22 protein-coding genes and 4 tRNA genes are annotated in these 25,699 nt (G+C 47.4%); 12 read left to right on the forward strand and 14 right to left on the reverse strand.

Annotated features, from left to right (window positions below; all coding sequences use genetic code 11):
• Window position 1: 1 nt before the first annotated feature.
• The 3 genes from gatB to rdgC form a co-directional block, all read right to left on the reverse strand.
• Complete coding sequence (gene gatB, locus BUC26_RS11675; RefSeq protein WP_073376219.1) at window positions 2–1,426, reverse strand: Asp-tRNA(Asn)/Glu-tRNA(Gln) amidotransferase subunit GatB; 1,425 nt, start codon at window positions 1,424–1,426, stop codon at window positions 2–4.
• A gap of 246 nt (window positions 1,427–1,672) precedes the next feature.
• Window positions 1,673–2,221 (reverse strand): hypothetical protein, encoded by a 549-nt coding sequence (locus tag BUC26_RS11680; protein WP_073376221.1) that lies wholly within the window; start codon window positions 2,219–2,221, stop codon window positions 1,673–1,675.
• Window positions 2,222–2,335: 114 nt separating this feature from the next.
• Complete coding sequence (rdgC, locus tag BUC26_RS11685; protein ID WP_073376223.1) at window positions 2,336–2,941, reverse strand: recombination-associated protein RdgC; 606 nt, start codon at window positions 2,939–2,941, stop codon at window positions 2,336–2,338.
• A 254-nt stretch (window positions 2,942–3,195) separates the two neighbouring features.
• Here rdgC and BUC26_RS11690 point away from each other — a divergent pair.
• Window positions 3,196–3,271, forward strand: a tRNA-Lys gene (locus tag BUC26_RS11690).
• A gap of 10 nt (window positions 3,272–3,281) precedes the next feature.
• A tRNA-Glu gene (locus BUC26_RS11695) sits at window positions 3,282–3,359 on the forward strand.
• Between the two features lie 56 nt (window positions 3,360–3,415).
• On the opposite strand, the gene nadB is transcribed toward BUC26_RS11695, so the two are convergent.
• On the reverse strand, window positions 3,416–5,065 hold the full coding sequence (gene nadB, locus BUC26_RS11700; protein WP_073376225.1) for an L-aspartate oxidase: 1,650 nt from the start codon (window positions 5,063–5,065) through the stop codon (window positions 3,416–3,418).
• Between the two features lie 1,307 nt (window positions 5,066–6,372).
• Between nadB and BUC26_RS11705 the strand changes: the two genes are divergently transcribed.
• The 3 genes from BUC26_RS11705 to BUC26_RS11715 are packed head-to-tail and all read left to right on the forward strand — an operon-like array spanning window position 6,373 to window position 8,545.
• Complete coding sequence (locus tag BUC26_RS11705) at window positions 6,373–7,146, forward strand: ParA family protein (protein ID WP_143165995.1); 774 nt, start codon at window positions 6,373–6,375, stop codon at window positions 7,144–7,146.
• A gap of 8 nt (window positions 7,147–7,154) precedes the next feature.
• Window positions 7,155–8,030 (forward strand): ParB/RepB/Spo0J family partition protein, encoded by an 876-nt coding sequence (locus BUC26_RS11710; protein ID WP_073376227.1) that lies wholly within the window; start codon window positions 7,155–7,157, stop codon window positions 8,028–8,030.
• Complete coding sequence (locus BUC26_RS11715; RefSeq protein ID WP_244155841.1) at window positions 8,030–8,545, forward strand: SH3 domain-containing protein; 516 nt, start codon at window positions 8,030–8,032, stop codon at window positions 8,543–8,545. Before BUC26_RS11710 ends, BUC26_RS11715 begins: the two co-directional genes overlap by 1 nt.
• Before the next feature lie 78 nt (window positions 8,546–8,623).
• On the opposite strand, the gene BUC26_RS11720 is transcribed toward BUC26_RS11715, so the two are convergent.
• Both BUC26_RS11720 and BUC26_RS11725 read right to left on the reverse strand, forming a co-directional pair.
• A tRNA-Ser gene (locus BUC26_RS11720) sits at window positions 8,624–8,716 on the reverse strand.
• 9 nt (window positions 8,717–8,725) lie between these two features.
• A tRNA-Ser gene (locus BUC26_RS11725) sits at window positions 8,726–8,811 on the reverse strand.
• A gap of 142 nt (window positions 8,812–8,953) precedes the next feature.
• Here BUC26_RS11725 and BUC26_RS11730 point away from each other — a divergent pair.
• From BUC26_RS11730 to BUC26_RS11740, 3 genes are all read left to right on the forward strand, one after another.
• Window positions 8,954–10,507 carry a sigma-54 interaction domain-containing protein gene (locus BUC26_RS11730; RefSeq protein ID WP_073376229.1) on the forward strand — a complete coding sequence of 518 codons (1,554 nt, stop codon included), beginning with the start codon at window positions 8,954–8,956 and terminating at the stop codon, window positions 10,505–10,507.
• A gap of 262 nt (window positions 10,508–10,769) precedes the next feature.
• Entirely contained in the window at window positions 10,770–11,399 is a 630-nt protein-coding gene (locus BUC26_RS11735; protein ID WP_073376231.1) for an epoxyqueuosine reductase QueH, read from the forward strand.
• The gene (locus BUC26_RS11740; protein WP_073376233.1) at window positions 11,332–12,003 is read left to right on the forward strand and encodes an XTP/dITP diphosphatase; all 672 of its coding nucleotides are present in this window, start codon (window positions 11,332–11,334) and stop codon (window positions 12,001–12,003) included. Before BUC26_RS11735 ends, BUC26_RS11740 begins: the two co-directional genes overlap by 68 nt.
• A 387-nt stretch (window positions 12,004–12,390) precedes the next feature.
• On the opposite strand, the gene BUC26_RS11745 is transcribed toward BUC26_RS11740, so the two are convergent.
• From BUC26_RS11745 to dnaN, 4 genes are all read right to left on the reverse strand, one after another.
• Window positions 12,391–13,425, reverse strand: coding sequence for an NAD(P)H-dependent glycerol-3-phosphate dehydrogenase (locus tag BUC26_RS11745; protein WP_073376329.1), 1,035 nt, complete (start codon window positions 13,423–13,425; stop codon window positions 12,391–12,393).
• Window positions 13,409–15,892 (reverse strand): DNA gyrase subunit A, encoded by a 2,484-nt coding sequence (gyrA, locus tag BUC26_RS11750; protein ID WP_073376235.1) that lies wholly within the window; start codon window positions 15,890–15,892, stop codon window positions 13,409–13,411. Before gyrA ends, BUC26_RS11745 begins: the two co-directional genes overlap by 17 nt.
• Window positions 15,893–15,960: 68 nt before the next feature.
• The gene (gyrB, locus tag BUC26_RS11755; RefSeq protein ID WP_425267079.1) at window positions 15,961–18,381 is read right to left on the reverse strand and encodes a DNA topoisomerase (ATP-hydrolyzing) subunit B; all 2,421 of its coding nucleotides are present in this window, start codon (window positions 18,379–18,381) and stop codon (window positions 15,961–15,963) included.
• 275 nt (window positions 18,382–18,656) lie between these two features.
• Complete coding sequence (gene dnaN, locus BUC26_RS11760; protein WP_073376237.1) at window positions 18,657–19,787, reverse strand: DNA polymerase III subunit beta; 1,131 nt, start codon at window positions 19,785–19,787, stop codon at window positions 18,657–18,659.
• Between the two features lie 315 nt (window positions 19,788–20,102).
• On the opposite strand from dnaN, the gene BUC26_RS11765 reads away from it, so the two are divergent.
• On the forward strand, window positions 20,103–21,260 hold the full coding sequence (locus BUC26_RS11765) for a serine hydrolase domain-containing protein (protein WP_143165992.1): 1,158 nt from the start codon (window positions 20,103–20,105) through the stop codon (window positions 21,258–21,260).
• A gap of 33 nt (window positions 21,261–21,293) precedes the next feature.
• On the opposite strand, the gene BUC26_RS23750 is transcribed toward BUC26_RS11765, so the two are convergent.
• The 4 genes from BUC26_RS23750 to BUC26_RS11780 all read right to left on the reverse strand — a co-directional run bounded on the left by BUC26_RS23750 (window position 21,294) and on the right by BUC26_RS11780 (window position 22,478).
• On the reverse strand, window positions 21,294–21,467 hold the full coding sequence (locus tag BUC26_RS23750; RefSeq protein WP_167369261.1) for a hypothetical protein: 174 nt from the start codon (window positions 21,465–21,467) through the stop codon (window positions 21,294–21,296).
• Between the two features lie 12 nt (window positions 21,468–21,479).
• Window positions 21,480–21,782, reverse strand: coding sequence for a hypothetical protein (locus BUC26_RS11770; RefSeq protein ID WP_073376241.1), 303 nt, complete (start codon window positions 21,780–21,782; stop codon window positions 21,480–21,482).
• An 8-nt stretch (window positions 21,783–21,790) separates the two neighbouring features.
• Window positions 21,791–22,105, reverse strand: coding sequence for a peroxiredoxin (locus BUC26_RS11775; protein ID WP_073376243.1), 315 nt, complete (start codon window positions 22,103–22,105; stop codon window positions 21,791–21,793).
• A 115-nt stretch (window positions 22,106–22,220) separates the two neighbouring features.
• Window positions 22,221–22,478 (reverse strand): sulfurtransferase TusA family protein, encoded by a 258-nt coding sequence (locus BUC26_RS11780; RefSeq protein ID WP_073376245.1) that lies wholly within the window; start codon window positions 22,476–22,478, stop codon window positions 22,221–22,223.
• A gap of 279 nt (window positions 22,479–22,757) precedes the next feature.
• On the opposite strand from BUC26_RS11780, the gene BUC26_RS11785 reads away from it, so the two are divergent.
• The 3 genes from BUC26_RS11785 (at window position 22,758) to gatC (ending at window position 25,672) form a co-directional block, all read left to right on the forward strand.
• A complete protein-coding gene (locus BUC26_RS11785) occupies window positions 22,758–24,002 on the forward strand; it encodes a YeeE/YedE thiosulfate transporter family protein (protein WP_073376247.1) in 1,245 nt (414 codons plus the stop codon).
• 268 nt (window positions 24,003–24,270) lie between these two features.
• Window positions 24,271–25,377 (forward strand): HD domain-containing phosphohydrolase, encoded by a 1,107-nt coding sequence (locus BUC26_RS11790; protein ID WP_073376249.1) that lies wholly within the window; start codon window positions 24,271–24,273, stop codon window positions 25,375–25,377.
• A gap of 10 nt (window positions 25,378–25,387) precedes the next feature.
• Window positions 25,388–25,672, forward strand: a complete 285-nt coding sequence (gene gatC / locus BUC26_RS11795; protein WP_073376251.1) for an Asp-tRNA(Asn)/Glu-tRNA(Gln) amidotransferase subunit GatC — start codon at window positions 25,388–25,390, stop codon at window positions 25,670–25,672.
• Window positions 25,673–25,699 lie beyond the last annotated feature (27 nt).

The following is a 25,699-nucleotide window of genomic DNA, read 5'->3' on the forward strand; positions in this document are numbered from 1 at the left end:
TCTAGCCGGCCAACTCCTTGGTAAGCAGATCGTTAACGAGTTTCGGGTTGGCCTTTCCTTTGGTTTGTTGCATAACCTGACCGACAAAATATCCCAGTAATTTTTGTTTGCCGCCACGAAACTCGGCCACCTGTTGCGGGTTATCCTGGATAATCGAACGAATCACGAGCCGTAATTCGTCTTCGTCGGAAACCTGGAGTAGATTCTTTTCCTTGACGATCGTTGCGGCATCGGTGCCGTTGACAAGCATCTCGCTCAGTATCGTTTTGGCGATTTTGCCGCTGATTGCCCCGCTCTCGATCAGATCAAGCAGCTCCGCAAGCATTTCAGGGGTGACCTGGCAGTCCGCAATATCGCCTCCCTTGACCTCCTTGAGCAGCTCGGTCAAGACCCAATTGGCTACCTTTTTAGCATCCCGGAACCGCTGGACTACCGCCTCGAAATAGTCCGCCCGTTCACGGGACTCGGTGAGCAGGAGGGCATCATAATCGGATAGGCCGTAAACCTCGATAAAGCGCCGTCGGCGATCGTCGGGAAGCTCCGGCAGGGTCACCCTTATCTGCTCAATCCACTGCTCGGTAAGGGTAACCGGAACAAGATCCGGACACGGGAAATAGCGATAGTCGTGTGCGTCTTCCTTGCCGCGCATGGATTCCGTTTTTCCGGTATCAGGATTCCACAGCAGGGTTTGCTGAACTACCGGCTCACTTTCCAGCAGGAGGTCTCGTTGCCGACGCTGCTCATATTCCAGGGCCGCCTGAACGTTGCGAAATGAATTCATGTTCTTCAGCTCCGTCCGCGTGCCCAATTCCTGTTGACCGACCGGTCTGAGCGAGATATTTGCATCGCAACGAAAACTCCCTTCCTGCATATTTCCGTCGCAGACATCCAGGTAGCGCAGGATTGCATGGATCTTTTTCAAGTACGCAGCTGCTTCCTGGGGGGAGCGGATATCCGGTTCAGAGACGATTTCCAGTAAGGGGGTGCCGGTACGATTCAAATCGACGAAGGAATGAGGATCCCGTTCATCATGTATCAGCTTGCCGGCATCCTCCTCCATATGAATTCGGGTAATTCCGATGCGTCGACTGATACCCTGCGTTTCTATATCGATAAAACCGTGCTCAATGATCGGCTTGTCAAATTGCGAAGTCTGGTATCCTTTCGGCAGGTCCGGATAAAAATAGTTCTTCCGGGCAAACTGGCTGGTGGCACGAATCTGGGCATTGGTTGCCAGGCCAACTTTGATCGCGCAATCCACAACCTTTTTGTTCAACACCGGCAGTACCCCCGGTAAACCGAGGCATACGGGACACGTATGCGTGTTCGGCGGTGAACCGAACGCGGTTGAACAACCACAGAATATTTTCGACTCGGTTTTTACTTGAGCATGAATCTCAAGACCGATAACCGTTTCAAAATCCATACGATCCTTCCTACTGTGTTAAGGGAGCTAGAAAAATTCGGAATTTCGTTCAAGATTGAGGCGCGCAAGAAAATTTTACCGCAGGTATATGCTTGATATTCAGAAGATAAAATTTGATTGCGCAACGATGAGCTTGGATGAAATGATAATTTTTCAAGGTTCCCGTAAATATGTGACCGGCCCACGCCACTCGTCTAGTCAGGGGAAACAAACCGTGTCGGGTGAGCCGTTAACACGCACCGACTCTTACATTTTTGCGTCTGCTTTCTCAACCCAGTGCCTGATCTGGCTGAGTTCGGTTGGCCATTCGCTCCCGGCTCGGACCTCAAGATAGAGGCGAAACAAGTCATCGATGATGCGGACCAACTCCTCAAAGAGAAAGATCTTCTCCAGGATCATTCCCTCCGTCTCCTCGGGAGGTGCTGTCTGATCAGCCGAAGAGGCGGCAGTTTTCGGTGGTCGAACGCTTCGATACTCGAAAAGAGACGCGCCAAGTGTTACATTCCACTCGTATTCTCCCTTAACGATATGAATTCGCGCCTGTTCGAGCTTTTTGCCGGTTCTGAGCCCGGTTCGCGCTTCTCTCAGCTCTGTCTGGAGTCCGCTGCAGACCAAGCGTTCACTATATTCGGCTTCCCCGATTTCAAGAAGCATGTGTTTTTCAAAGACGACGGCGATATCGCCAACTCCCGGTATTTCAACAGATCCGCCCCGCTCTTCGCTCTTCCACCAGAGCCAGGTCAGAAATTCTTGCCCGAAAAATCTTTTTTCTGTTATTAAATCGACAAGATCCATGGATGAATCACCTCTCTCCCGGCAAACGCTTAGCCCTTCAGTAGCACGGCCGTGGGCGGCATACGCCTCTGGAATGGTATGTTTGGCAAACCAACGATTGATCGTGACGGCTGATCAGATAAAAAGTTGCGGACTCATCGACTCCAAAGGAACAGGTGACTCCGAAACGAGTAACTTTTCAGCAGTATTATAGGGTATTTGCTGAACGAGCAGCAAGCCGAAACAATCCTTGAAATAATCTTCAAGTACCGTGTGGGCCTTTTTGTTAGTTGTAAAAAAAAGCAGGCTGTTATCGGAAAGGTTCCAGCAAAGATCATAAACCGTCGGTACCGGTATTGCCTTAGCCGTCAACTCCGCTCTGACCCGCTCTTTAATTTCAATCCGTGCCGCCCTACCCAGTTTAGGGATCTGCCGCTGTCTCCGAACACGCTCTTCTTCCTTGGCGATAAACTTTTTTAGCACGGCCGGTGAGACCTTTCTTTCATCTGTGCGCAGCGAAAGGACAATGTAATCCCCGTTACGAAACGAAGCATACTCAAAGGCCGCATCGAACATATTGAGTACCGAAACCCAGCCGACTGAATACTCATCGGTCGTCTCGTCGATATCGCGAAAAGCATAGGCCGAAATTCGCCTGGCTATGAATTCCAAAGGGTTTTCGGGCAAATCACCCGTAACGGCAAACCGTACAAAACTTGCCGAACCACTCATTAAGCCCATGAAGGCACCTTCCCAAAAAAAGAATCGGACGGATCAGCGAACAACCGCTGCCAGCAATTGCGAAACAGAAGGATTGATTTATATCATTGTCTGGCCATTGTCACAAGTCGTGAACAAAACTCGATCGCGCTGAATTATCTTTTTTCACTCAAGATTGGCCGGGTGAACCTGCGCCGGAATGCCCGTGCGAACGAGCTTGCGGACATTTTTCCTTGACACGGGTACGTCTCTTTAGTAAATAACAGTGCCTCACAGGGTCGTTAACTCAGTCGGTAGAGTATCTGCCTTTTAAGCAGAGAGTCGTTGGTTCGAGTCCAACACGACCCACCAGAAAATGACGGTCCCCATCGTCTAGTCAGGTCCAGGACACCGGCCTTTCACGCCGGCAACACCGGTTCAAATCCGGTTGGGGACGCCACTGATACGCCGCATCAGGACAAATTCTGATGCGGCTTTTTTTCGCCCCCCTATTCATTACCGTACTTCGCTATCAGTTGGCGCTAAAATGAACGGCAATTTTTTTACCGAAAATTCCCACGGCTTTCCATCATGACGACGTTTCAACACCGTCCAATGCAGGAAATCGTTCGATTTATCCGGGTAATCGAGACAGAAGTGCAACCCGCGCGACTCCTTGCGCAGTCGCGCTGATTCGACGATCAACAGGGAGACATGACCAATATTTCTCAATTCAATCATGTTTTTCGAAACATGGTGGGAGCGATAATGATCTTCAATCTCTGCAACTACCTCGACTAACCGTTGCTTTGCCAAAGCTAACCGCTTTTCGCTCCTGACGATTCCCACATAATTCCACATGATTCGGCGAATAATATCCCAGTTGTGGCTAATTATGACCTCCTCATCGAGTTCCTCACTTCCCCCCGAGTGCCATTGAGGCACTGAAGTTTCCCAGACTCGGTTGTCGCTCTCCCTCTTCTCTAAACAAAAGGAGGCGGCCCTCTCGGCATATGCTACGGCCTCCAGAAGTGAATTGGAGGCAAGCCGATTCGCGCCATGCAACCCGGTGCATGAAACCTCGCCAAGAGCCAACAAAGAACCTATCGAAGAAAGACCTTTATGGTTTACCAACACTCCGCCGCAGAGGTAGTGGGCAGCCGGCACTACCGGCAAAAGATCGTTCGTTATATCGATGCCATAACTTAAGCACCGTTCATAGATTGTCGGAAATCTTTGTTTTATGAAACTGGGCTCCATGTGCCGCAGGTCGAGAAAGACACAATCAGCACCGCTCTCCTTCATTTCTCGATCTATCGATCGTGCGACAATATCACGAGTGGCAAGCTCACCTCTTTTATCATATTTATCCATAAACGTACGCCCTTGACTGTCCAGGAGACGAGCCCCCTCACCGCGGACCGCCTCGGAAATCAGGAAATTCTTTGCTTTCGGATGAAACAGACAGGTCGGATGGAATTGTACAAATTCCATATTAGCAATATCGGCTCCAGCCCGATAAGCCAGGGCAACTCCATCTCCGGTGGCAATGTCAGGGTTGCTCGTATATAAATACACTTTGCCTGCACCACCGGTACACAAAATGGTATACCGCGACGTATAAGGTGCAACCCTGTCGTCGGGCCCAATCACATAGGCACCAAAACAACGTCGATTTTCCCCTTCGCCACTGACCAAAAGGTCAACAGCCGTGTGATTCTCTTGTAATATTATGTTGTTATGCTGTTTTGCCTGGTATAGCAAGGCTGTTTCTATTTCTTTTCCTGTGAGATCATATGCATGAGCCACCCGCCTATGACTATGACCTCCTTCCTTTCCCAAGCTCAACCGGTCACTTCCCTGTTCAGTGACGAACCGGACACCATATCCAATTAAATCAGCTATCCGTTCACGCCCGACAGAGACAACCTGGCTCACAACATCGTAATCACACAAACCATCTCCAGATAGAAGAGTATCTGCTATGTGATTCTCGCAACTGTCACTGTCGTCGAGAACCGCAGCGATTCCCCCTTGAGCGAGATTTGTCGCCGTATCACTTTCCGCCTTTTTCGTTATAACGATAACCTTCCCGTGATCCGCAACACGTAAAGCGTAGGACAACCCGGCAATCCCGCTACCCACGACCAAAAAATCACAATCCACCTCAACACCTCACTTAATAATGTTTCACGTGAAACATCCTTCCTTAATACAGGGCGTCCACGTAGGCCAACAACAGTAGCACCATGAATCTGCTGAAACAACCCATACCGTATTTGCGGAGAAAACGCCATCACCATGCAAAAGAATATTCGAGATTGCCCCGCTGTGGGGGATTATATACCCGTGACCATTACAGAGAACAATAATGAAATATGAAAAAAGACATCGTACTTGAGGGGACTGGTCTTGCTTACTTGGATACCATGTTGCACCGTGCTCGAGTTGACAGCGAGGCCGGGAGACAGCTTGTAATAAGTTCGCGTTGATTGAGATTCTGCCGACCAGACAAGAGCACGATGCTCAACCGCCGAACGTAAGGATGGTCTTTCCTTGAGGGTAGTATAACGTTGTCGTTGTCTGCTTTACCTTTCAATTGGATAGCTTTTGTATGAAAAGCGATCTGTCGGCCTGGTTGCTGTCAGGCAGACTATGCCTCGCGAAGGTCCGTAGACAGGCCTGATATTAATCAGTCCCTTAGATCCGCGGACAGGACGGCTTCAGAGGTAGGCGGCCAGTCAATCAGTCTGTAGCGTAAGCGGTTACGGCAAGACGGGACAGTTCTTTTCCTAAGACACCGATTTCCATCTTCGCTGTGCCGATCCCGTAATGGGCCTAAAAGTAACTCTATCCGGCCGATTTCCTAACTGGAAGTATCGTGCCGCGAAAATTGGTAGATACTGTGGTCATTACCCAAACAGGGGAAATCTCTGTCAAGTGCCTGGCGTTTTTGGTTTGACGAAGTTTCAATTCTCTATGGTCGAGAAAATTGATACATTCCATTTTCTTAACATTCATGCCACAACAAATAGCATCTTGCTCGGCACAACCGTGTCATTCTTACCATCGAGACAGAGCAAATACCGACTCCTTGATAATGTCGCGGTATTTTCTTGGTAAATGTGACCGATATCATAAACATAGTTATGGATGCTTTGGGATGGATGGATTACAAATCACTTCTTCCAGACCGGCTGGTTCTGCCTGAGGCTAATCTCTAGATGTCTGAAATACGTTGAAGGTTCGCCCGCAGATTCGACCGAGACATTGATTTTCATCGTTCGTTGAGCCCCTCTTTCATGTTTTTATCAAAAAACGGTTTGATAAATGGTTCTCGTATTGAAAAAACGCCGCTACTAGAAAAATCTCGGCACAATTCAACGGAATTCAAAAAATCGGCCAAAAAGGTCTTGAGTGGTAGGCCAATCCCGTTTATAACGAAACGACCTAAAGGGAGGTGATCCGTGCCGATCCAAAACGTTCCGACAATTATCGCTGTGGCTAACCAGAAGGGCGGCGTTGGAAAAACAACGACAGCAGTCAACCTTTCCTGCGCACTTGCCTTACTCGGGAAAGCCGTCCTAATAATTGACTCCGACCCTCAGGGCAACGCGTCCAGCGGTGTCGGTATCAGACCGGGCAAAACGGAGCGTCATCTTTACCAGACCCTCTGTGGTGAAACACCTGCAGACGAGGTCATTAGGGATACAGAGGTAACCAATCTTTCTATTATCCCGGCAACTATTGACCTTGTGGCCGCTGAGCTCGAGCTTATCAATGAGAACCTCCGGGAGCGATTTCTTAAGAACACCATTCAGTCACTAACGGGTTCCTTCGATTTTATCTTTATTGATTGCCCTCCTTCACTTGGTTTGCTCACCGTCAATGCCTTGACGGCCGCGCATGCCGTGTTGATTCCTATGCAATGTGAATATTTTGCAATGGAAGGACTGGCTCAATTGATAAACACGATCAGGTCGGTAAAAAAATCATATAATCCCGATCTGTTCATTGCCGGTTTGTTGCTCACCATGTTTGATACACGCAACAAGCTCTCTCACCAGGTTTCCTCTGAAATATCGCATCATTTCGGTGATCAGGTTTTCAATACGATCATTCCGAGGAATGTCAGGCTCAGTGAATGTCCGAGCCACGGCCAAACGATCATGCAGTACGATCAAAAATCCACGGGAGCAGCAGCTTATACCGCCCTTGCCAATGAATTTCTACACAGACAGAGGTAATTTTCGTCGTGGCTAAAACAACCGGACTTGGACAAGGGGTAAGTGCACTCTTTGGAGACAGCCCCGACGATGAACGATTTTTTGAATGTGATATCGAACTAATTGTTCCGAATAAGCATCAGCCTCGTTTCGTCTTTGACGAAGCAGGACTTGAGGAGCTTGCCGACTCGATCATAGAAAAGGGGATTATACAACCTCTCATTGTTTCAAAGGTCTCTGCTAACAGGTATACGTTGATCGCCGGTGAGCGAAGACTCCGTGCTTCGAAAATCGCCGGTCTTAAGACCGTACCCGTTGTTGTTCAAAATATTGGGGATGAAGATGCCTTTCTTGAATTAGCTCTCATCGAAAATATTCAGAGAACAGACTTGAACCCCCTTGAAGAGGCAGAAGCATACAAGAAGCTTATCGACCGCTTTGGTTACACCCAGGAACAAACCGCTCAAAAGGTCGGAAAAAAACGCTCGACAATCACTAATTCGCTTCGCCTCCTGTTACTTCCCGATTACATCCGCGACGATGTCGTTTCCGGTTTTTTAAGCGAGGGACATGCTCGCTCGCTGTTGCGAATCGTCGACAATCCAGCAGCCCTCAAAGAAATTCGAGACCAGATTGTCGCAAAACATTTATCTGTCCGACAGGTCGAAAGCCTCATACGAAAGTATAAGAAGCCGAAACAAACCGAGAATGTTGCAGCTCAACAGGACATTGTTGAACAGGAAATTTCTGATAGTTATTGTAAGGCGTTGGCTACACAAATAACTAATAAACTGAACTCTCGGGTCGTTATTAACCGTAACGGAAACCGAGGAAAGATTGAAATCGAATATTACTCTCTGGATGACCTGGAACGTCTGGTGAGTGTTCTCACCTCGGACTCCTGATGAATTTTCTACCCTCTGTCGTACCTCATTATCTCTTTCACTATTTTGCTATGCTGAATCGCTCTTTCTCTCTCTCTTTTTTTATTGTCTTCCTTTTCATACTTCTCCCGGTACGTGCCAGTGCTGAAATGGTCAGCGTTTCCGGGGATGATGTCAACCTGCGAGGTGGTCCCGGAACTACGTATTCCGTTAAATGGCGATACGGCTCCGGTTTTCCCTTGCGAGTAATCGATAAAAAAGGAGAGTGGCTCAAAGTAGAGGACTTTGAGAATGATACCGGCTGGTTACACAGGTCACTGATTAAAAATACAGGTTTTATGATTGTTAAGGCCAACAAGGATTCAGACAAGCGAATCAACATTAGGAGTGGCCCGGGGACACAGTATAAAATTGTTGGCATGGCCCATTACGGCGTTGTTTTCAAAACGATCAAACAACAACAGGGATGGGCTCACGTACGCCATGAAAGCGGCCTGGAAGGGTGGATCAAACGCACCCTACTCTGGGGCTTCTAACTGCCGGTATTCATATTTTGGGGGATGGTGCGCTGCTAACCGTCTTTATTAGCGGCCAACATGCCTTTCAGGAAGATTTGGCGGAGAGAGAGGGATTCGAACCCTCGGTGGAGTTTAACCCCCACACTCGCTTAGCAGGCGAGCACCATCGGCCAGCTCGGTCATCTCTCCGTTCATCTATGGCGGAGGGAGTAGGATTCGAACCCACGGTACTTTCGTACAACGGTTTTCAAGACCGCCGCCTTAAACCACTCGGCCATCCCTCCGAAGGATTTTCCTTGTACCATCTCGAAATATTTCTGTCAATATTATGTCATTGCCAGACGGAGCGAAAAGCGATATGGTACATTTTTGTAACACCAACCGTGTTGTTTCAAACAATCTTGCTGTTATTTCCCTGTTATTATCATGGATGAAGTCCGATTTTCCGACAGTCATTTACAAGACTTGACCTGTCTGTGTGAGATAACCAAAGAACTTGCGTCTTCTTTTGTACTCAACGAATGCCTTGCAAAGGCCATGTCGTATCTCACAGACATGAAGTCGATGGAGAACGGCACGGTAACCATCGTCAACCCGATAACAGGAAAACTTGAAATCGAAGTTGCTCACGGCATCACGGACGAAGCAAAAAAACGAGGAAAGTACCGGATAGGTGAAGGTATCACAGGTCGAGTCGTCGCCTCCGGAGAGCCGATCATCGTGCCCCACATCTCTGAGGAACCCCTCTTTTTGAACCGAACACGCTCGCGGGGAGAGAAGGTAGACCCGAACCGCTCATTTTTGTGTGTCCCTATCAAAGACGGTAAACAGGTCATCGGTGCACTGAGTGTAGATCGCATCTACGAGAATGGTTTTGGCGATCAAGCAACCAAAGATCTTCAATTCCTTACCGTTTTATCCAGCATTATCGCTCAAACCGTTCGCCGGATTCAGATCGTCAATGAGGAAAAAGAGAGGCTGCGAACTGAAAATCTTAAACTAAAACGAGAACTGTCAGAAAAAAATAGGATAAATGACATCATCGGTAATTCGAGTCGAATGCAGGATGTATTCGAAATGGTACATCGAGTTGTCGATTCAAACGCCACAGTCCTGCTTCGCGGTGAGTCGGGCACCGGCAAAACCCTCGTTGCAAAAGCTTTGCACTACAACGGGAAAAGAAAGGATCGTCCGTTTGTCTCTGTTAATTGTTCCGCGCTACCGGAAACGTTGCTGGAAAGCGAGTTGTTCGGTCATGAAAAAGGTGCGTTTACCGGGGCTCACGAACGAAAAATTGGTCGCTTCGAACATGCGGAGGGCGGAACACTCTTTCTCGATGAGATCGGTGAAATCAGCCATTCTGTGCAAATAAAATTACTTGGTGTCGTACAGGAACGATGTTTTCAACGTCTTGGTTCAACAAAGTCTGTCACCTGCGACGTTCGTCTTGTTGCGGCGACGAATCGAGACCTTGAAAAGGCGGTATCCAGCGGCGCTTTTCGCGAAGATCTCTATTATCGTCTCAACGTGTTTCCGATCTATTTGCCGCCATTGCGCAAGCGAAGAACCGATATTCTTCTCCTTGCAGAATTTTTTCTTGAAAAATTTGCCCGGGAAAACGACAAATCTATTAAACGGATTTCTACCTCCGCCATAGACCTTTTGATCCAGTACCATTGGCCAGGCAATGTCAGGGAGTTGCAAAACTGCATAGAACGAGCGGTGCTCATCTGCGACGAAGATGCCATCAAAGGTATACACCTTCCGCCAACCCTGCAGGTATCAGAACCGAATAAAAACGGTAAGCCTCTGTCATTTGCCACCGCTGTGGAAAACTTCGAGAAAGAATTGATAATTGACGCCCTCAAGAAAAATAATGGTAATCAAACGAAAACGGCTAAATACCTCGATACGAGTCTTCGCATAATAAACTATAAGATTCATCAATATGATATCGATGCCAAGAAGTATAAGTTATAATGTGATGTTATTCTCAAAATATCGTGCAAATTCTTGGGTAAAACTATTCTGTTGCTGCTCGATCTTTTATGAAATTTGTAGTTTTTCTAGTACGCTAAAAATCACGATGAGTTATATCATCCCTTTGCTTTCATGTTTATGGCAAGTATCGATTTCATTGCAGAGGTTTCCTCGGTTCTTTTGGCATCGAATATTCTGCCATTTCTGCCATCGATTTGTAGGGCAGACCGCTCCGTGTATCGCTCCATCTCGGTGATCGGCAATGACCCTCTTTCTCCATGTCTGTTGTGCTCCTTGCCTTCTCTATCCCGCCAGAGTACTCGCCGATAGGCAGATACCGTTTACTTGCTATTTTTTTAACCCGAATATTCACCCGTTCAAAGAGTTTAAAAAGAGGCTCGATACCTTTGTTTCTCTTGCTGAAAGTCGTTGTTACCCGTATGTGCTTGAACGTGATTACGGTCTGAGATCGTTTCTACGGGCAGTCGTCTTTCAAGAACAGAGACGCTGCACCATCTGCTACCACACCCGCCTTGAAAAGACCTTTCAGCGCGCCACTGCGCTGGAGTTCACTGCGGTATCAACAACACTTCTTTATAGCAGATATCAACGCCACCAGGAGCTTGTAAACCAAGCTGAGAGACTCGCAAAACAGTATCACCTCACCTTTGACTACCACGACTTCAGGTCTGGTTGGCAACAGGGAATAGACGAATCACTTTCCCTCGGTTTATACCGTCAACCCTATTGCGGCTGCATCTACAGTGAGCAGGAACGCTACGACAACAGGCTGAAGAAACAGATCAGAAAAAAAGAGGTTTCTAATGTTTTACATTATCGTTTTGGCCACGTCGAACAAGAACAAAGTTCTCGAAATTCAACACGTTCTTAAAGATTTTCCGGTAGAAATAAAAAGCTTATCCGATTTCGGCCCCCTTCCAGGAGTGGTCGAGGACGGCGAGACATTCGATGATAATGCCTACAAAAAGGCCCTCCATTATGCCAAAGTACTCGGTTTGCCGGCTATGGCCGACGATTCCGGATTGATAGTCGCCGCCCTTGGTGGCAAACCTGGAGTTTTTTCGGCTCGCTACGCTGGTGAAAACGCGACAGACGAAGAAAATTGCAGAAAACTCCTGCTTGAACTCGGTACCGAACAGGACAGAAAGGCTGCTTTTGTCTGTGTACTATCTATCGCAGTCCCCTCCGGCCCGGCCTTGACCTACGAAGCATCCTGCGAGGGTGTCATCCTCGATCAACCAAGGGGAACCGGCGGTTTTGGCTATGATCCGTTGTTTTTCTTCGAACCACTGGGCAAAACGTTTGCAGAGTTAACCCTCGAAGAAAAAAACATGGTCAGCCACCGAGGAAAAGTACTGGCTGAACTCGCTATGGAGTTTCCTAAAGTAATGAAGTGGATTGAAACGAGAATGAGGGAATTGTTGCCGCCGCAACCGGATCATAGTGAATTTGAGGGCAATGACTGGTCTGATTGAAGTTACGGCCCGTTTGCGCAGTTTTATTTTCGCGATCCTCTTGCTTTAAGGCTTTATCGACCATCTCTGCAAACACGTAAAGAGAACCTTGAAAAATTGTCATTCCGCCCAAGCTGCTCGTTGCGCAACAACGACATTTTATCCACGGAATATCATGGTATAAGCCAGTGAGCCATTTGCAAAACAATCTTTTCGCCCAAACTCTGCGTTATGCTCAAAATTTTATCCTGGGAATATCAACTATATGCCTGTGGTAAAATTTTTCGCATGCCTTGATTATGAACGAAAATCTAAGTTTTGCAAAAGGCTACAGTGGTAAAATTTTCTTGGGCGCCTCTATCTTGAACGAAATTCCGAATTTTTCAAGCTCCCTTTATGCCGTAATTTTTATTCTTGCTTGAGGTCGCGATCGAGCAGGTCTTTAACGGCAGTGGCACAATCCTTTCCTTCATAGATGATCTGGTAAACCTGTTCCAATATAGGCATTTCTATCCGCAGACGCCGCACCAATCGATAAACCGACTTGGTAGTCTTTACACCCTCTGCTACCATCGACATATTTTTTAAAATTTGATCGATACTCTTGCCTTTTCCCAACTCCAGTCCGACGTGTCGATTACGACTCAAAGCACCGGTACAGGTCAGTACCAAATCACCGAGTCCGCTAAGTCCGTAGAACGTCTTTTCTTCAGCACCAAGTGCTTTTCCGAGACGAGTCATCTCGGCGAGCCCACGGGTTATCAAGGCAGCTCGAGCGTTGCTTCCGAACGCAAGTCCGTCACAGATCCCTGCGGCAATGGCTATGATATTTTTTAATGCGGCACTGATTTCCAGACCGATTACATCATGGCTGGTGTAAACGCGAAAATAATCGGTACTGAAGAGCTCCTGAAGCTCTTTGGCGACCCGTTCGTCCGTGCTTCCTATGGTAATTGCCGTAGGTACTTTTGCGGCAACCTCCCGTGCAAAAGAAGGTCCCGAGAGAATCGCTGTATATGCTCTTATTTGACGGCTTTCCAGACATTCCTGCATGACTTGGTTCATCGTCTGCAGGGATTCGTTTTCTATTCCCTTGGTGGCGGAAACAAATATCGGTAATCTGACGTTACCGGGTATCAGTTGGTCAAGGATCTTATGAAATGTTTCCCGATAAACATGAGAAGGAACAACGATACAAATGACGGTTGCCGTTGCGATCGCTTCCTTTATCGTGGCGCAGACTCTCAGGTTTTTCGGAAGTAAAAACCCCGGCAAGTATTGTTTATTTTCATGGTGTGCCAGTATTCTTTGTAAGTGGTCGTGACGGTGCCCCCATAGTCTCGTTTCAATACCCTTTTCAGACAGAAGACGTGCGAGCGCTGTGCCCCATGAACCGGCCCCGATTACAGCTACGATAGGTTTTCCGTCAGAAATTTTCGTCATTTTTCTCGTCATCTTCAGCTTCACGCTCAACTACATCCATGCCAACAACCCGTTCTCCTTCTTCCAGGTTGATTAAGCGGACACCCTGCGTTGTTCTTCCGATAACCCGCATATCGGTCGCCGGCATACGGATCATTTTTCCCGAGTCGGCAATCAAGATTATCTCCTGGTTATCGTCCACTATTTGACTGCCAATAATATCGCCATTACGATCACTTGGCCGAATTGCCAGAATACCTTTTCCACCACGGCGTTGCAGGCGATAATCGCCAATAAAACTGCGCTTTCCGTATCCGTTGGCAGTGACGGTGAGTATGGTTTTTTCACTGCCTTCTTCAAGTACATTGGCTCCAACCAAGTAATCTCCGGACATAAGAGTCATCCCTTTGACTCCGGCAGCTGTTCGTCCCATTTCACGAATATCGGTTTCTTTGAAGTGAATGGATATTCCGCGGCGCGATATCATAAAAATGGTGTCATTTCCATTCAACACGTGGGCACTGATAATCTCGTCTCCATCATTGATAGTCAGCGCCCGCTTCCCTTTTCTCAACGGTCTGCTAAATTCCAGTAAACTGGTTTTTTTCACCCGTCCAAGCCTGGTAACCATCAAAATACTTTTTGTTCCGTTATCGTTATCAAAAGAAGAAATAGGCAGAATTGCTGCCACTTTTTCCCCTTCAGTCAATTCAAGAAGGTTGACGATAGCCTTCCCCCTGGCAGACCGTCCAACCAAAGGTAATTGATAGACTTTTCGCCAAAAAACTTTTCCGTAGTTGGTGAAAAAAAGAAATGTGTCGAGCGTTGAAGCAACATAAATGTGCGAAACAAAGTCTTCGTCAATATTTGTTACTCCGCGAACCCCCTTGCCTCCACGGCTCTGTGATCGATAAAGGCTGACCGGGTTACGTTTTATATAGCCGGAATGAGTGACGGTCACCGCCATAAATTCTGGGGAAATAAGATCCTCCGGAAGGATTTCATCAACCGCATCGACTATTTCAGTTCTTCTCTCGTCTCCGTAGGTTTCTTTTATTTCTACAAATTCAGATTTGATCAAGGCCATGATCAGCGACTCGTCAGCAAGAAGCTCTTTGAGCCTTGATATTTCCTTTAAAATCGCAGCATACTCTTCTACTATTTTCTCACGTTCGAGACCCGTTAAGCGCTGCAACCGCATGTCGAGGATGGTCTGGGCCTGGATCTCTGTTAATTGGTAGCTGGCAATCAGTTGTTCTTTCGCTTCGCTCGGGTTACGTGCTGCTTTTATAAGATTTACAACATCGTCAAGGTTGCTGATTGCAACATTAAGCCCTTCCAGAATGTGGGCCCGTTCTTCAGCTTTCTTTAATTCAAAAGCGGTACGTCTATAGACAACTGCTCTTCGATGTTGGATAAAGTATTCCAGCATCTGCTTAAGATTGAGTACTTCCGGTCGATTATTGACAATAGCAAGAAAAATGATGCCGAAAGATCTCTGCATCGGCGTCATTTTGTAAAGTTGATTGATAACAACTTCCGCCATTTCATCCTTTTTCAACTCCATAACGATGCGCAGACCCTGTCTGTCCGATTCGTCACGTATCTCTGAAATAGCGGTCAATTTCTTCTCTTTGATCAACTCCGCTATTTTCTCGACAAGCACCGCCTTGTTTTGTTGATAGGGAATCTCTTCAACGATAATATTTTCTCTGCGGCCATTATCAAGCTTTTCAATTGAGGTTTTAGCCCTCATCACGATAACGCCTTTCCCGGTTTCATACGCTTCTCTAATACCGGCTCGTCCACAAATCAGTCCACCGGTTGGAAAATCAGGCCCGGGGATAATGCTGAATAACTGATGAACCGTCATGTTGGGGTCGTCAATCAACGCGATAAGTGCATCAATGACCTCAGTTAAATTGTGCGGCGGGATATTGGTTGCCATCCCGACAGCAATGCCGGAGGACCCGTTGACCAGCAGATTTGGGATTTTGCTGGGCATAACCGATGGTTCCAGTAACGAATTGTCATAATTTTGAATGTAGTCGATCGTATCTTTCTCGAGGTCAGCCACGATTTCCCGGTCGATCCGGGTCATCCTTGCCTCCGTATACCGCATCGCGGCGGCTGAATCGCCATCGAGTGAACCGAAGTTGCCCTGCCCATCAACAAGCGGGTATCTCATGGAAAACGGCTGTGCCATGCGAACCAGGGTGTCGTAGGCGGCTGTGTCTCCATGCGGGTGATACTTACCAATCACATCACCGACAATTCTTGCCGATTTGACATAGGGTCTATTAAAGAAAACTCCGAGTTCACGCATGGCAAAAAGAACGCGTCGGTGAACTGGCTTCAAGCCGTCACGAACATCGGGCAAAGCCCTTCCGACGATGACGCTCATGGCATAGTCAAGGTATGATTTCTTTAATTCTTTTTCGATTGAGATCGTCGGCTGTTCGCCTGTGCTCAGCAGTGTGTCATTCATTCTTTTCAATAGGATGTTTTAGGATAATAAAGAAGGGCACCAGGTCCCGCCATTGGCGGTGGCTGAATTTAGATATCGAGTTCCGTTACTTCCAGGGCGTGATTCTGGATAAATTCTCTCCGGGGCTCAACCTTGTCCCCCATCAGGGTGGTAAACATTTCATCCGCCTCTTCAGCATCCTGGATCTGTACCTGAAGCAACCTTCTGTTGCTGGGATTCATTGTTGTTTCCCATAACTGGTTCGGGTTCATCTCACCGAGACCCTTATATCGCTGCAAATGACTTCCTTTAAATGATTCATTTCGAACGATTTCTAGCATTTCTTTCCAATTTCGAGCCTGTTTCTCAGTTCCGCCATCTTCTCTTCCCTTTTCCCTGATGGAAAAGGTTTTATCGAGTAACGCACTGATGGACTCAAAGAGATGTAATGCCGAACGATACTCGTTTATCAGGGGAATTTGCGGACCAATCGTCGTTGTAACCTGGGCTTTATCCTTAAGCGCAACGTCGAGTTCATAACAATCGGCTCTCCAGCGACAAGCCCTTATTGCTCCCACTATCATGGTCTTGTCAGCTGACAAATTGTCTGAAATTCCTTCAACGAATTCTTTCTCGGTAAATTGGTCGGCTTTCCGAATTCCTTTCTCCAGCATATAAACAAGAAGCGCTTCAGTGATATTCATTCGTTCGAGGAAAGCGACAATTCTCTCAAAAACAGACAATTTCCTGAGAGTTTCAACCAATTGATCGTCTGTAAAAATCGATTTATCCTGGTTGCTTACTATAACACTCATCTTCTGGCTTGCCTGAGTAAACAGATAATTATTGAGTTGGTCTTCATCGAGGAAGTATTGTTCGCTCTTGCCTTTACCGATTCTGAATAATGGCGGCTGACCTATATAGACATGCCCTCCCTGGATCAACGGCAGCATTTGCCTATAAAAAAATGTGAGCAACAAGGTTCGTATATGTGCACCGTCTACATCGGCGTCGGTCATGATGATGATCTTGTGATAACGGAGCCTTTCAGGATCAAAATCATCTTTTCCGATGCCACATCCAAGAGCTGCTATCAATTGCTTTATTTCTTCACTATTGAGAATTTTATCGAACCGGGCCTTTTCGACATTCATAATCTTGCCGCGGAGGGGTAAAATTGCTTGAATAGCACGATCTCTCCCCTGTTTTGCGGAACCGCCGGCAGAATCACCCTCAACTATAAAAATTTCTCGCTTTTTTGGATCTTTCTCCTGACACTCTGCGAGTTTTCCGGCCATAAGCAGACTCGTAGAACCCTTTTTTCGAGACAGATCCCGCGCCTTTTTTGCCGCCTCTCTAGCCCGAGCGGCGTCTACTACCTTTGATAGAATTCTTTTAGCAATATTTGGGTTTTGTTCGAGAAAAATAGTCAACTTATCGTTGCAGATTGATTCAACTATCCACTTGACTTCTGAATTGCCCAATTTGGTTTTGGTCTGACCTTCGAACTGCGGATTGGGCACCCGAACTGAAATGACACAAGTAAGCCCTTCACGGACGTCGTCGCCGCCCATCTTTTCCTTAAGGTTTTTAGGAACTATATCGTCACTGGCATATCGATTGATACACTTGGTCAGGGCAGCGCGAAAGCCAGCCACGTGTGTTCCTCCTTCCCGGGTGTTGATATTGTTGACGAAGGAGAAAAGCCGTTCTGAATAGCCGTCGAAATATTGAAAGGATATTTCAACCTCAACCATATCTTTTTCGCCGGTCAGAAAAATGGGGTCGCTGAAAACCGGGGTTCTATTGCGGTTGAGCCACTGCACATAAGATATGACGCCGCCGGATGCATGAAATTTATCTTCTTCACCGCTCCGTTCGTCTTTGAGATATAAACGTACGTCTTTATTAAGAAAAGCAAGTTCGCGAAGTCTGCTTTTCACCGTTTCATAATCATAGACCCTGGTTTCAGTGAAAATATGCGGATCTGATTTGAAAAGGATGGTTGTTCCGGTCTTTTCACTTGTTCCGACGACCTCAAGTTCACTGACTTTTTGTCCATATCGATAAGACTGTCGATAAATTTTCCCATCACGGCGAACTTCAGCAACAGCTTCTTCGGACAGGGCGTTAACCACCGATACACCAACACCGTGTAAGCCTCCTGAAACCTTGTAAGAGGAATGATCGAATTTCCCACCTGCATGCAATGTCGTCATTACCAGTTCCAGAGCTGGTACCTTTTCGGTCGGATGAATATCAACCGGGATACCGCGCCCATCATCTTCGACTCTAACTGAATTATCCTCGAGAATGGTAACGCGAATTCTCTGACAATAGCCGGCAAGTGCCTCGTCGATACTGTTATCGACAACTTCCCAGATTAGGTGGTGTAGCCCCTCGACGGCGGTATTGCCTATATACATGGAAGGTCTCTTACGAACCGCTTCCAATCCGTCCAGAACCTTGATTTGTCCGGCATCGTAACTACTGGTTTTTTCTTCTATCACGCTTTTTTTCCTTTTCTTAACGAGCTGTTATCTTTTTTACTGAAAGATTTAATACGCTTGATTCCACGGGACTGGCTGAACAATGAGCGCTTTTTTAACAGCGAGGTCGGCTGGTAGTTCCGTTTGCATGGCCACGTTGAAAAACGTGTATACCAAACAACCGTTTTTTTTAGATGAGAAGGGTTTGTCTAATAAATCCGCCGAATCGCATTGTCGTTCATCATGCTTTGAACGGACATTCCGCTTAGTTATATCCGACCTTCTTTTATGGTCCTCTATAATTGCATCGGCATGATGATGCTGGTGAAACCTTTATCCAGTGCCGATCTCATCAAACAAGGGCTGTTCTCTGAATTGATGTACGCCTCCACCTCTTCACATTCCATTACCTGCAGGGTCTCGATGAAGTAACGGCAATTAAAACCCAGGGTAAGGGGCTCACCGTCGTAAGTCACTTTCAATTCATCTTTAGCGTTGCCAATATCTGCATTTTGAGAAGAAAGCACCATCGTTTCTCCTTCTATCCGCAACTGAATGGTATGAAAGACGTCTTCGGTGAAAAGATTTATTCGTTTCAGGGATTCGAGGAACAGCAGTCTGTTTATTTTTATACAGTTATCCATAGGAACTGCTTGGACGATAGCCCGGTAGTGGGGGAACTCTCCATGTTTCAAACGAACCACCATAACCGCCCGCTTGTCCTTGACAACGAGTTGTTTTCGGCTGAAGGAAACATCAATGGTATCTCTGTTTTCGCAGAACTTTCGCAATTCCTGAATCCCTTTCTTCGGGATCAGAGTAATATCCTCTATCCCGAGATGATCGACGTCGACAGCAACATCCTTCTCCATTATGGAGAGGCGATGTCCGTCCGAAGAAATCATGCGCAGGTACGATACGGAATCAATTTTTTCTTTTTCGATAAGGACTGAAGTCAGCGAATAAATATTCTCCTGCTCACCGGCTATTGAGAATATTACCTTGTCGATTAGATCGAGGAAAACAGGTGCTTCCAATGGAACAAGGCCTTCTTCATCGTACTCGGGAAAGGCGGGATACTCCTCGCTCTGAATACCTGCGAGATTGTAAACGCTTTTTCCGGCGGAGATAGTAACCCAACTGTTCTCCGTTTCTTCTATTACCAGGGAAGCTGAACCTGACTCTCTGACGATCTCATATATTTTTTTCGATGGCAGCGTCAAAGACCCGATGGCATCCACTTCCGCCGGCACAAATATCTGCAAACCGACCTCCAGATCTGTCCCTGTCAAAACCAGGCCATTTGTTGTAGCCTCTATCAGGATATTCGATAAAATTGCCAGCGTACCCCTTTTGTTTGTCACGTTTTGCAAAACGGACAATCCTTCAATGAAGTCATCCTTCTGGACGGTGCATTTCAGGCTCATGTCTGTTCCCTTATCTTTTATAATTTTTTTTTTGTTATTACAAAGGACGTTGATCTGTTAAATATTTATATATATTATTGTAATAATTGTCTTTTCTGTTGATAATTAAGGGTGTAAAAAAAAGTGGTTTTTGTTCAAAGCGCCTTGTAAACAAGACTTTCAGCCAAGTTTTCACACGATATCGACATGACGTGTTGATCGCTTGTTGAAAAGCGGGAAAGATAAATTTTTTCTTACATCAGAATGCCTTGCCAACCTCGCCCTTAATCTAGTGGAAAAATAGAAAAATATCAATAAAATAATCAATTATTGAAGATGACTACAGTAGATAAAGACGCTTTCCGGGAAATACTCCGTGAAAAGATTTTAACTTACTATAATAAAGGTGTTTTTTCGGCTGCCAGCGTTTCTCTTTGTTTCCGAAACAGTGGAAATAATCAAAAAAACAGAATAACTGTTGAATATAATGGAGATAATAAAAATTTCTCAGACGGAACGCGAACGATATTTGATCTTGCTTCACTGACGAAACCACTGGTAACGCTTCTCTGTCTGCTTCATCTTATCGATAAGGGGACAGTGAAGTGGAGTGATAGGGTGAAAAACGTTTTTCAGAGAGGGTGCAGTGAATCTCTTTCGCGAGTCAGTATCGAAATGCTGGTCAGTCATTCATCGGGGCTGCCGGCTCATCGTGACTACTGGAAAGGGTTATCCGAGGTTACGCCGAAACGAAGAAAAGAGTGGCTTCTTGGTGAAATTTTAAGGGAAACGGTCGAGCATCATTCTTGTGGTTCCGTTGAATATAGTGATTTGGGATATTTGTTGTTAGGGTTTATTGTCGAAACCGTAACGGGGCAATCGCTTGATACCTATTGGTCGACTACGATAGCAAGAACGATGGGCCTTGAGGACGAACTTTTTTTCACCGGTACGGACAGGCACACAGATAAAATCTATGCACCAACCGGTCCTTGTGGAACGACCAGACAACAACTGGCGGGCAGGGTTCACGACGACAATTGCCGCTTGCTGGGTGGCGTTTGCGGCCATGCAGGCTTGTTCGGTACATCGGCAGCTGTACTGCGGCTGACAGAAGAACTGTTGGCGCTGTATAGCGGAAAAGAAACCGTCTTACCGATCAGTAGAAAAATATTCCGCCGGGCCTGTGAGCGGGTTGGCCCAGCAGACTGGTCGAGAGGTTTTCAATTGCCGACGCCGGGAAAATCGAGCAGCGGCAGGTATTTTTCGCCAGAAAGCTTTGGTCACCTTGGTTTTACCGGAACGTCTTTTTGGATAGACCCGGTAAGACAACTCATCGTGGTCCTCTTGACAAATCGGGTTATCAAAGGCGAAGACCGTTCTGCTATCCAACGGATGCGCCCGGATTTGTACGACTGTGTTGTCAAATATCTGAACGGAATGAAGGGTAAAAGGGGAGCAATAGGGGAAGGAGGAGGCGACTCGGATAGATAAGGCTACCGACTCGCCCCCCAGAAAAAAAGGTTATTACCACCAGCAAATGGTTTGGTCGGCGGCAAAAATTTTATCGACCAGGGCGTCGTAATCCGGGTTATCGACAGTCAGGTCGAACGATTCGCTGTCACGATCACGGCTTACTATTTCAACCAGTTTTTTAACGGTTTCATCCGGCTGAGATTTGTAAATATTGAGTATTTTCATGATGTCTCCTTGCTATTTCAGGCCGTAAGGAATGATAATGTCCATTTCTCGCAGTTTTTCTCCCACCTCCTCAAGTGTGAGCAATTCAAAACCGTTTTTTTCCTGATTAGCCGGAACTGTGGTATAAACTTCACCCTCCATATCACGAAGCATCTCTATGCTTTCCATGTTGTGTTCGTCAAGTTTTTCAATCTCACAATCCATGACGACTCCATAGCTGTACATGTTCTCAACGGCCAGACCGAGGGCCGAACGGATACCGTCAACAGCATAGTCTTTGTTACGATACATAAACAAGGCTTTCTTGTATTCCATGACCCCTCCTAGAAACTGAGATAGCAGTCGTAATCTTCAATAATAATGCCATGTTGCGCCTGTGTAGCCATTTTTTTCTCGGTGAGTCCTTGCGGAACGTCACTGATGTCGTAGCCTTGTTTCTTGTAACTATCGACACAAATGGAAACATCGTCGGCCAACGCACACAGTTCCGGAAAGGCCTTGTCCTTGGAGTTGTGCGTGGCGGTCCAGGTGAAAAATATCTTAACCTTGGAACCTTTTGCTTTGGCGGCCTTGGTCACGCCTATCACGTGTTGAAGGCAGTTGGGATCACTTACGAAAATACCTAGACTTTTAGCCATCGGTAGCCTCCTGTTGGCTGGTTACCCAGTTTGTGGATGTACAACAAAAACGGACCCCTGCTTTACGGAACAGGGGTCCGGGCGACCGGTAAGCCCAACAAACGTATCTGTCGAACTACCCTTTCTTGACAAAAAAACTAAAAAAACCGGCACCTTCTTTTTCACCTAGATATTCATGCCCGGCTCGGTCGCACCAACCGGGAATATCGTTTCGCGAACCCGGGTCGGTGCCATCGACCTGCAGAACCTGACCGCTTTTCAATTTACCTATCTCTTTTTTTGTGCGAAGAAGCGGCATAGGACAACTCAAGCCTTTCGCATCAAGAACGGAATCGGCGGTTACGTCGGCAGCAACCTGTTTAACATCACTCATGGCAAACCTCCTGATAATGATTCATCTTCTGATGGTCCTCTTTATCCTGTCCTGCGAATGACCGGGACTGGAAAACAAGCCTCAACTCCTTGCTGAGCCGGGTGTTCCTGGTATCGGACAAATACCAATAAATAGTTTTATCAAAGCAAAAGAGAGACGAAAAATCAACGGAAAAACAGAGTACTGCCAAGCTTTCGAGTTATTGACAAAACGCGACAGCAAAGGTAAACATTTCAGCGTTGATTGCCTTTACATTAACTGTGTTTTCAGGAGGTGGGTATGAGTGAACAGAGCGTTGTCGTGACGAAGCTGAAAGGCCTGTACAAGGCATTCTGTCAGTCAGAATGGAATCCTACGATTACCGGTATTTTAGTCGGTTTCTTTTCTGTTTTGATTATGGCCTGGTGGCGTCCTTGGGGGGCTGTTGGGGCCCTGAGGAACTGGGGGGACTGGATGATGTATGGACTTGCCTCCCTGTTTAACACGGAAGCAGGTGTTTTCTGGTACTACTACGAAGCGCCTCGGTCGATCCTGGTCGATTCAGGCTCCGTGATCGGTATTGGTTTTGTCCTCGGCGCTTTTGTTTCCGCTTGTCTCGGTAAAGAATTCGCCCTGCGTATCCCTCCATATAGGGAAATGGTCAAGGCGGTAATAGCCGGTATTCTGATGGGTATCGGTGCTTCGCTCGCCGGGGGATGTAATGTAGGCGGCTTCTATAACGCCATCGGCAATCTCGCCGCCAATGGGTTTGCGATGATGGTGGGCCTCGTTTTCGGCGTTGTTCTTGGATTGAAGCTCATTTATCTGGAAATGGAACATATCAGTTGGGGAGACGGCGGCGCCCGCACCATCGAATTCCCCAAGGCAATAATTTCTCTGTTGGGTCTTGGCGCCATCGTCTACCTGGTCTACAAGGCATATGGCTATTCGGCCAACGAAGATAGTGATTATGTTGCCATGCTCGGCGGGGTTATCTTGATAGCGGCGGCACTCGGATACACTATGCAGCGTGGGCGCTGGTGTATGGTGCAAGGTTTTCGTGAACCGCATATGACCGGAGACTGCACCATGGCAAAATCGGTGATGCTGTCGATTATGGTCGTCGCTATTGGCGCCGCCGTTCTCAAGTATGCCCTCCCTCTCAGGGCGGATGGTTACGCAGTGCTCAATCCCATGCATTATGTTCGCGGAACGTTCGGTTGGGGCGCCGTTGTCGGTGGTTTTATCTTTGGTGTCGGCGCGATGTTTGCCGGCGGCTGTGGTTCCGGTACTCTGTGGCGCGTTGGGGAAGGGCAGGTCAAGTTGATGATCGTTGTACCCTTTTTCGCGCTGTCGACATCAGTCTTGACCGCCTGGCTGCGAGATCATGATTGGGAGGGCGAAGGTATGCTCGGTAAATATGTGTATCTTCCCGATGTCATGGGGCACGGCCCGACACTGCTGCTGATTGCCGCCTTCCTGTTGATCTGGTATTTGGTCGTAACCTGGAACGAGGAGACGAATAAGCTGATCGTCCCGATGTGAACCTGGCTTAATCTCTCCTGCCTGCCGAGAAGGCTGTATTTTCCTTTTGGGGAATACAGCCTTTTTTTATGAAAAACAGTTTTCCAGGGTTGGTCGGTTCTGCCGGCGGCACGACGCCCCTCTTCAGTGCTTGTTGTGACTTTCAGTCATGTGGGTTTTATGATAGCATGATGTGGGCGTGGCCATGGTTTATTTCACTGCCTGAAAAGGTACGTATCGTCGGCACAGTGTTCGTGGTTGGCCGATTGAAAAAAGGAGGCGGGCTGGTGTGACCGAACGGCAGACGAAAATACTGATCGCTGACGACGACGCCATGGTGCGTAGCACCGTGTCGAAGATCCTGGAAATGTTCGGGCACCAGGTTGTTGCTGCAGACGGGGGAACGGCCGCCGTTCAACTTGTCGACGATTCCTTCGATGTCGTCATCCTTGATATCAATATGCCTGACATGGACGGTTTTCAGACGATTACCGCGCTCAACGGGAAGGGCCATGATATACCGGTGCTCTTCCTGACCGGGGCCGGTTCGATGGATTACGCGATTAAGGCGATCAATCTCGGAGCCTATGATTTCCTGACAAAACCGATAGAGGATCTCGATATTTTCAACGTCAAGATCAGACGGGCGATCGAAAAGAGAATGTTCGTGCTGCGGGAGCGTCACTATAAAGCGGCTCTTGAAGAAGACGTGCAGCAAAAAGCACGGCAACTCGAAGCACAGAACAAGCTGCTTCGGTCGTATAGCAACAGCCTGGAAAATGCTACGGTTCAGCTGATGACCAGCCTTCAGAACGCGATGGAGGAAAAGGATTACTATACCGTCGGCCACACCATGCGGGTTACCGAGTATGCCATGATGCTCGGTGTCGCCATGGGGCTTGACGGGCATGAACTGGTAGTTCTGCGCCGAGCAGCCCAGTTTCATGATATCGGCAAACTGGTGATTGATCTTTCCTGTATCCAGAAGCCGGGAAAGCTGAACGAGGACGAATGGGCGCTGATAAAAAAACATCCGGCGGTCGGAGCAAATATCATCAAACCGCTCGGCTTCATGGAGCGTGAGCAGTTCATCATCAGACACCACCATGAACGAATGGATGGAACGGGCTATCCCGACGGACTGGTCGGGGAACAGCTAGATGATTTGACCAAAATCATCATTGTCGTAGACAGTTACGACGCCATGACATCCCGCCGCAATTATCGACGAAACCTGACAATGCAAGTTGCTATTGACGAGTTGCAGCGCTGTTCCGGCTCCCAATTCGACGGAACAGTCGTTGATTTTTTCACCAGAAATATTGTTGATTATACGCCGAAACACAGTATGTTCTCGGATCAGTTTCTGGATGTGTTCAACCAAAAAAACCAGTGACAGTAAACCGATGAAAATTTCACAACAAGAGGTGGAGCATGTCGCCCACCTGGCACGGTTGCACCTGAGCCGGGAAGAGTTGCAGACAATGACCGGTCAACTCGATACGATTCTGTCCTATGTTGCCAAGCTCGACGAGCTCGATACCCGCGATGTTGAACCGACCACGCATGCACTGTCCGTCACAAACGCCTTTCGGGAAGATGCGGTCAAGCCCTCCCTGACACAGCGTGAAGCGTTGGCCAATGCGCCGCAACACAACGAAGAATCCTTTATGGTGCCCCGCGTCTTGTAACCCGGTACGGCCCTGTGTGCAAGCGGT

Origin of the sequence: Desulfofustis glycolicus DSM 9705, assembly GCF_900130015.1 — a bacterium.
Classification (GTDB): Bacteria; Desulfobacterota; Desulfobulbia; order Desulfobulbales; family Desulfocapsaceae; genus Desulfofustis; species Desulfofustis glycolicus.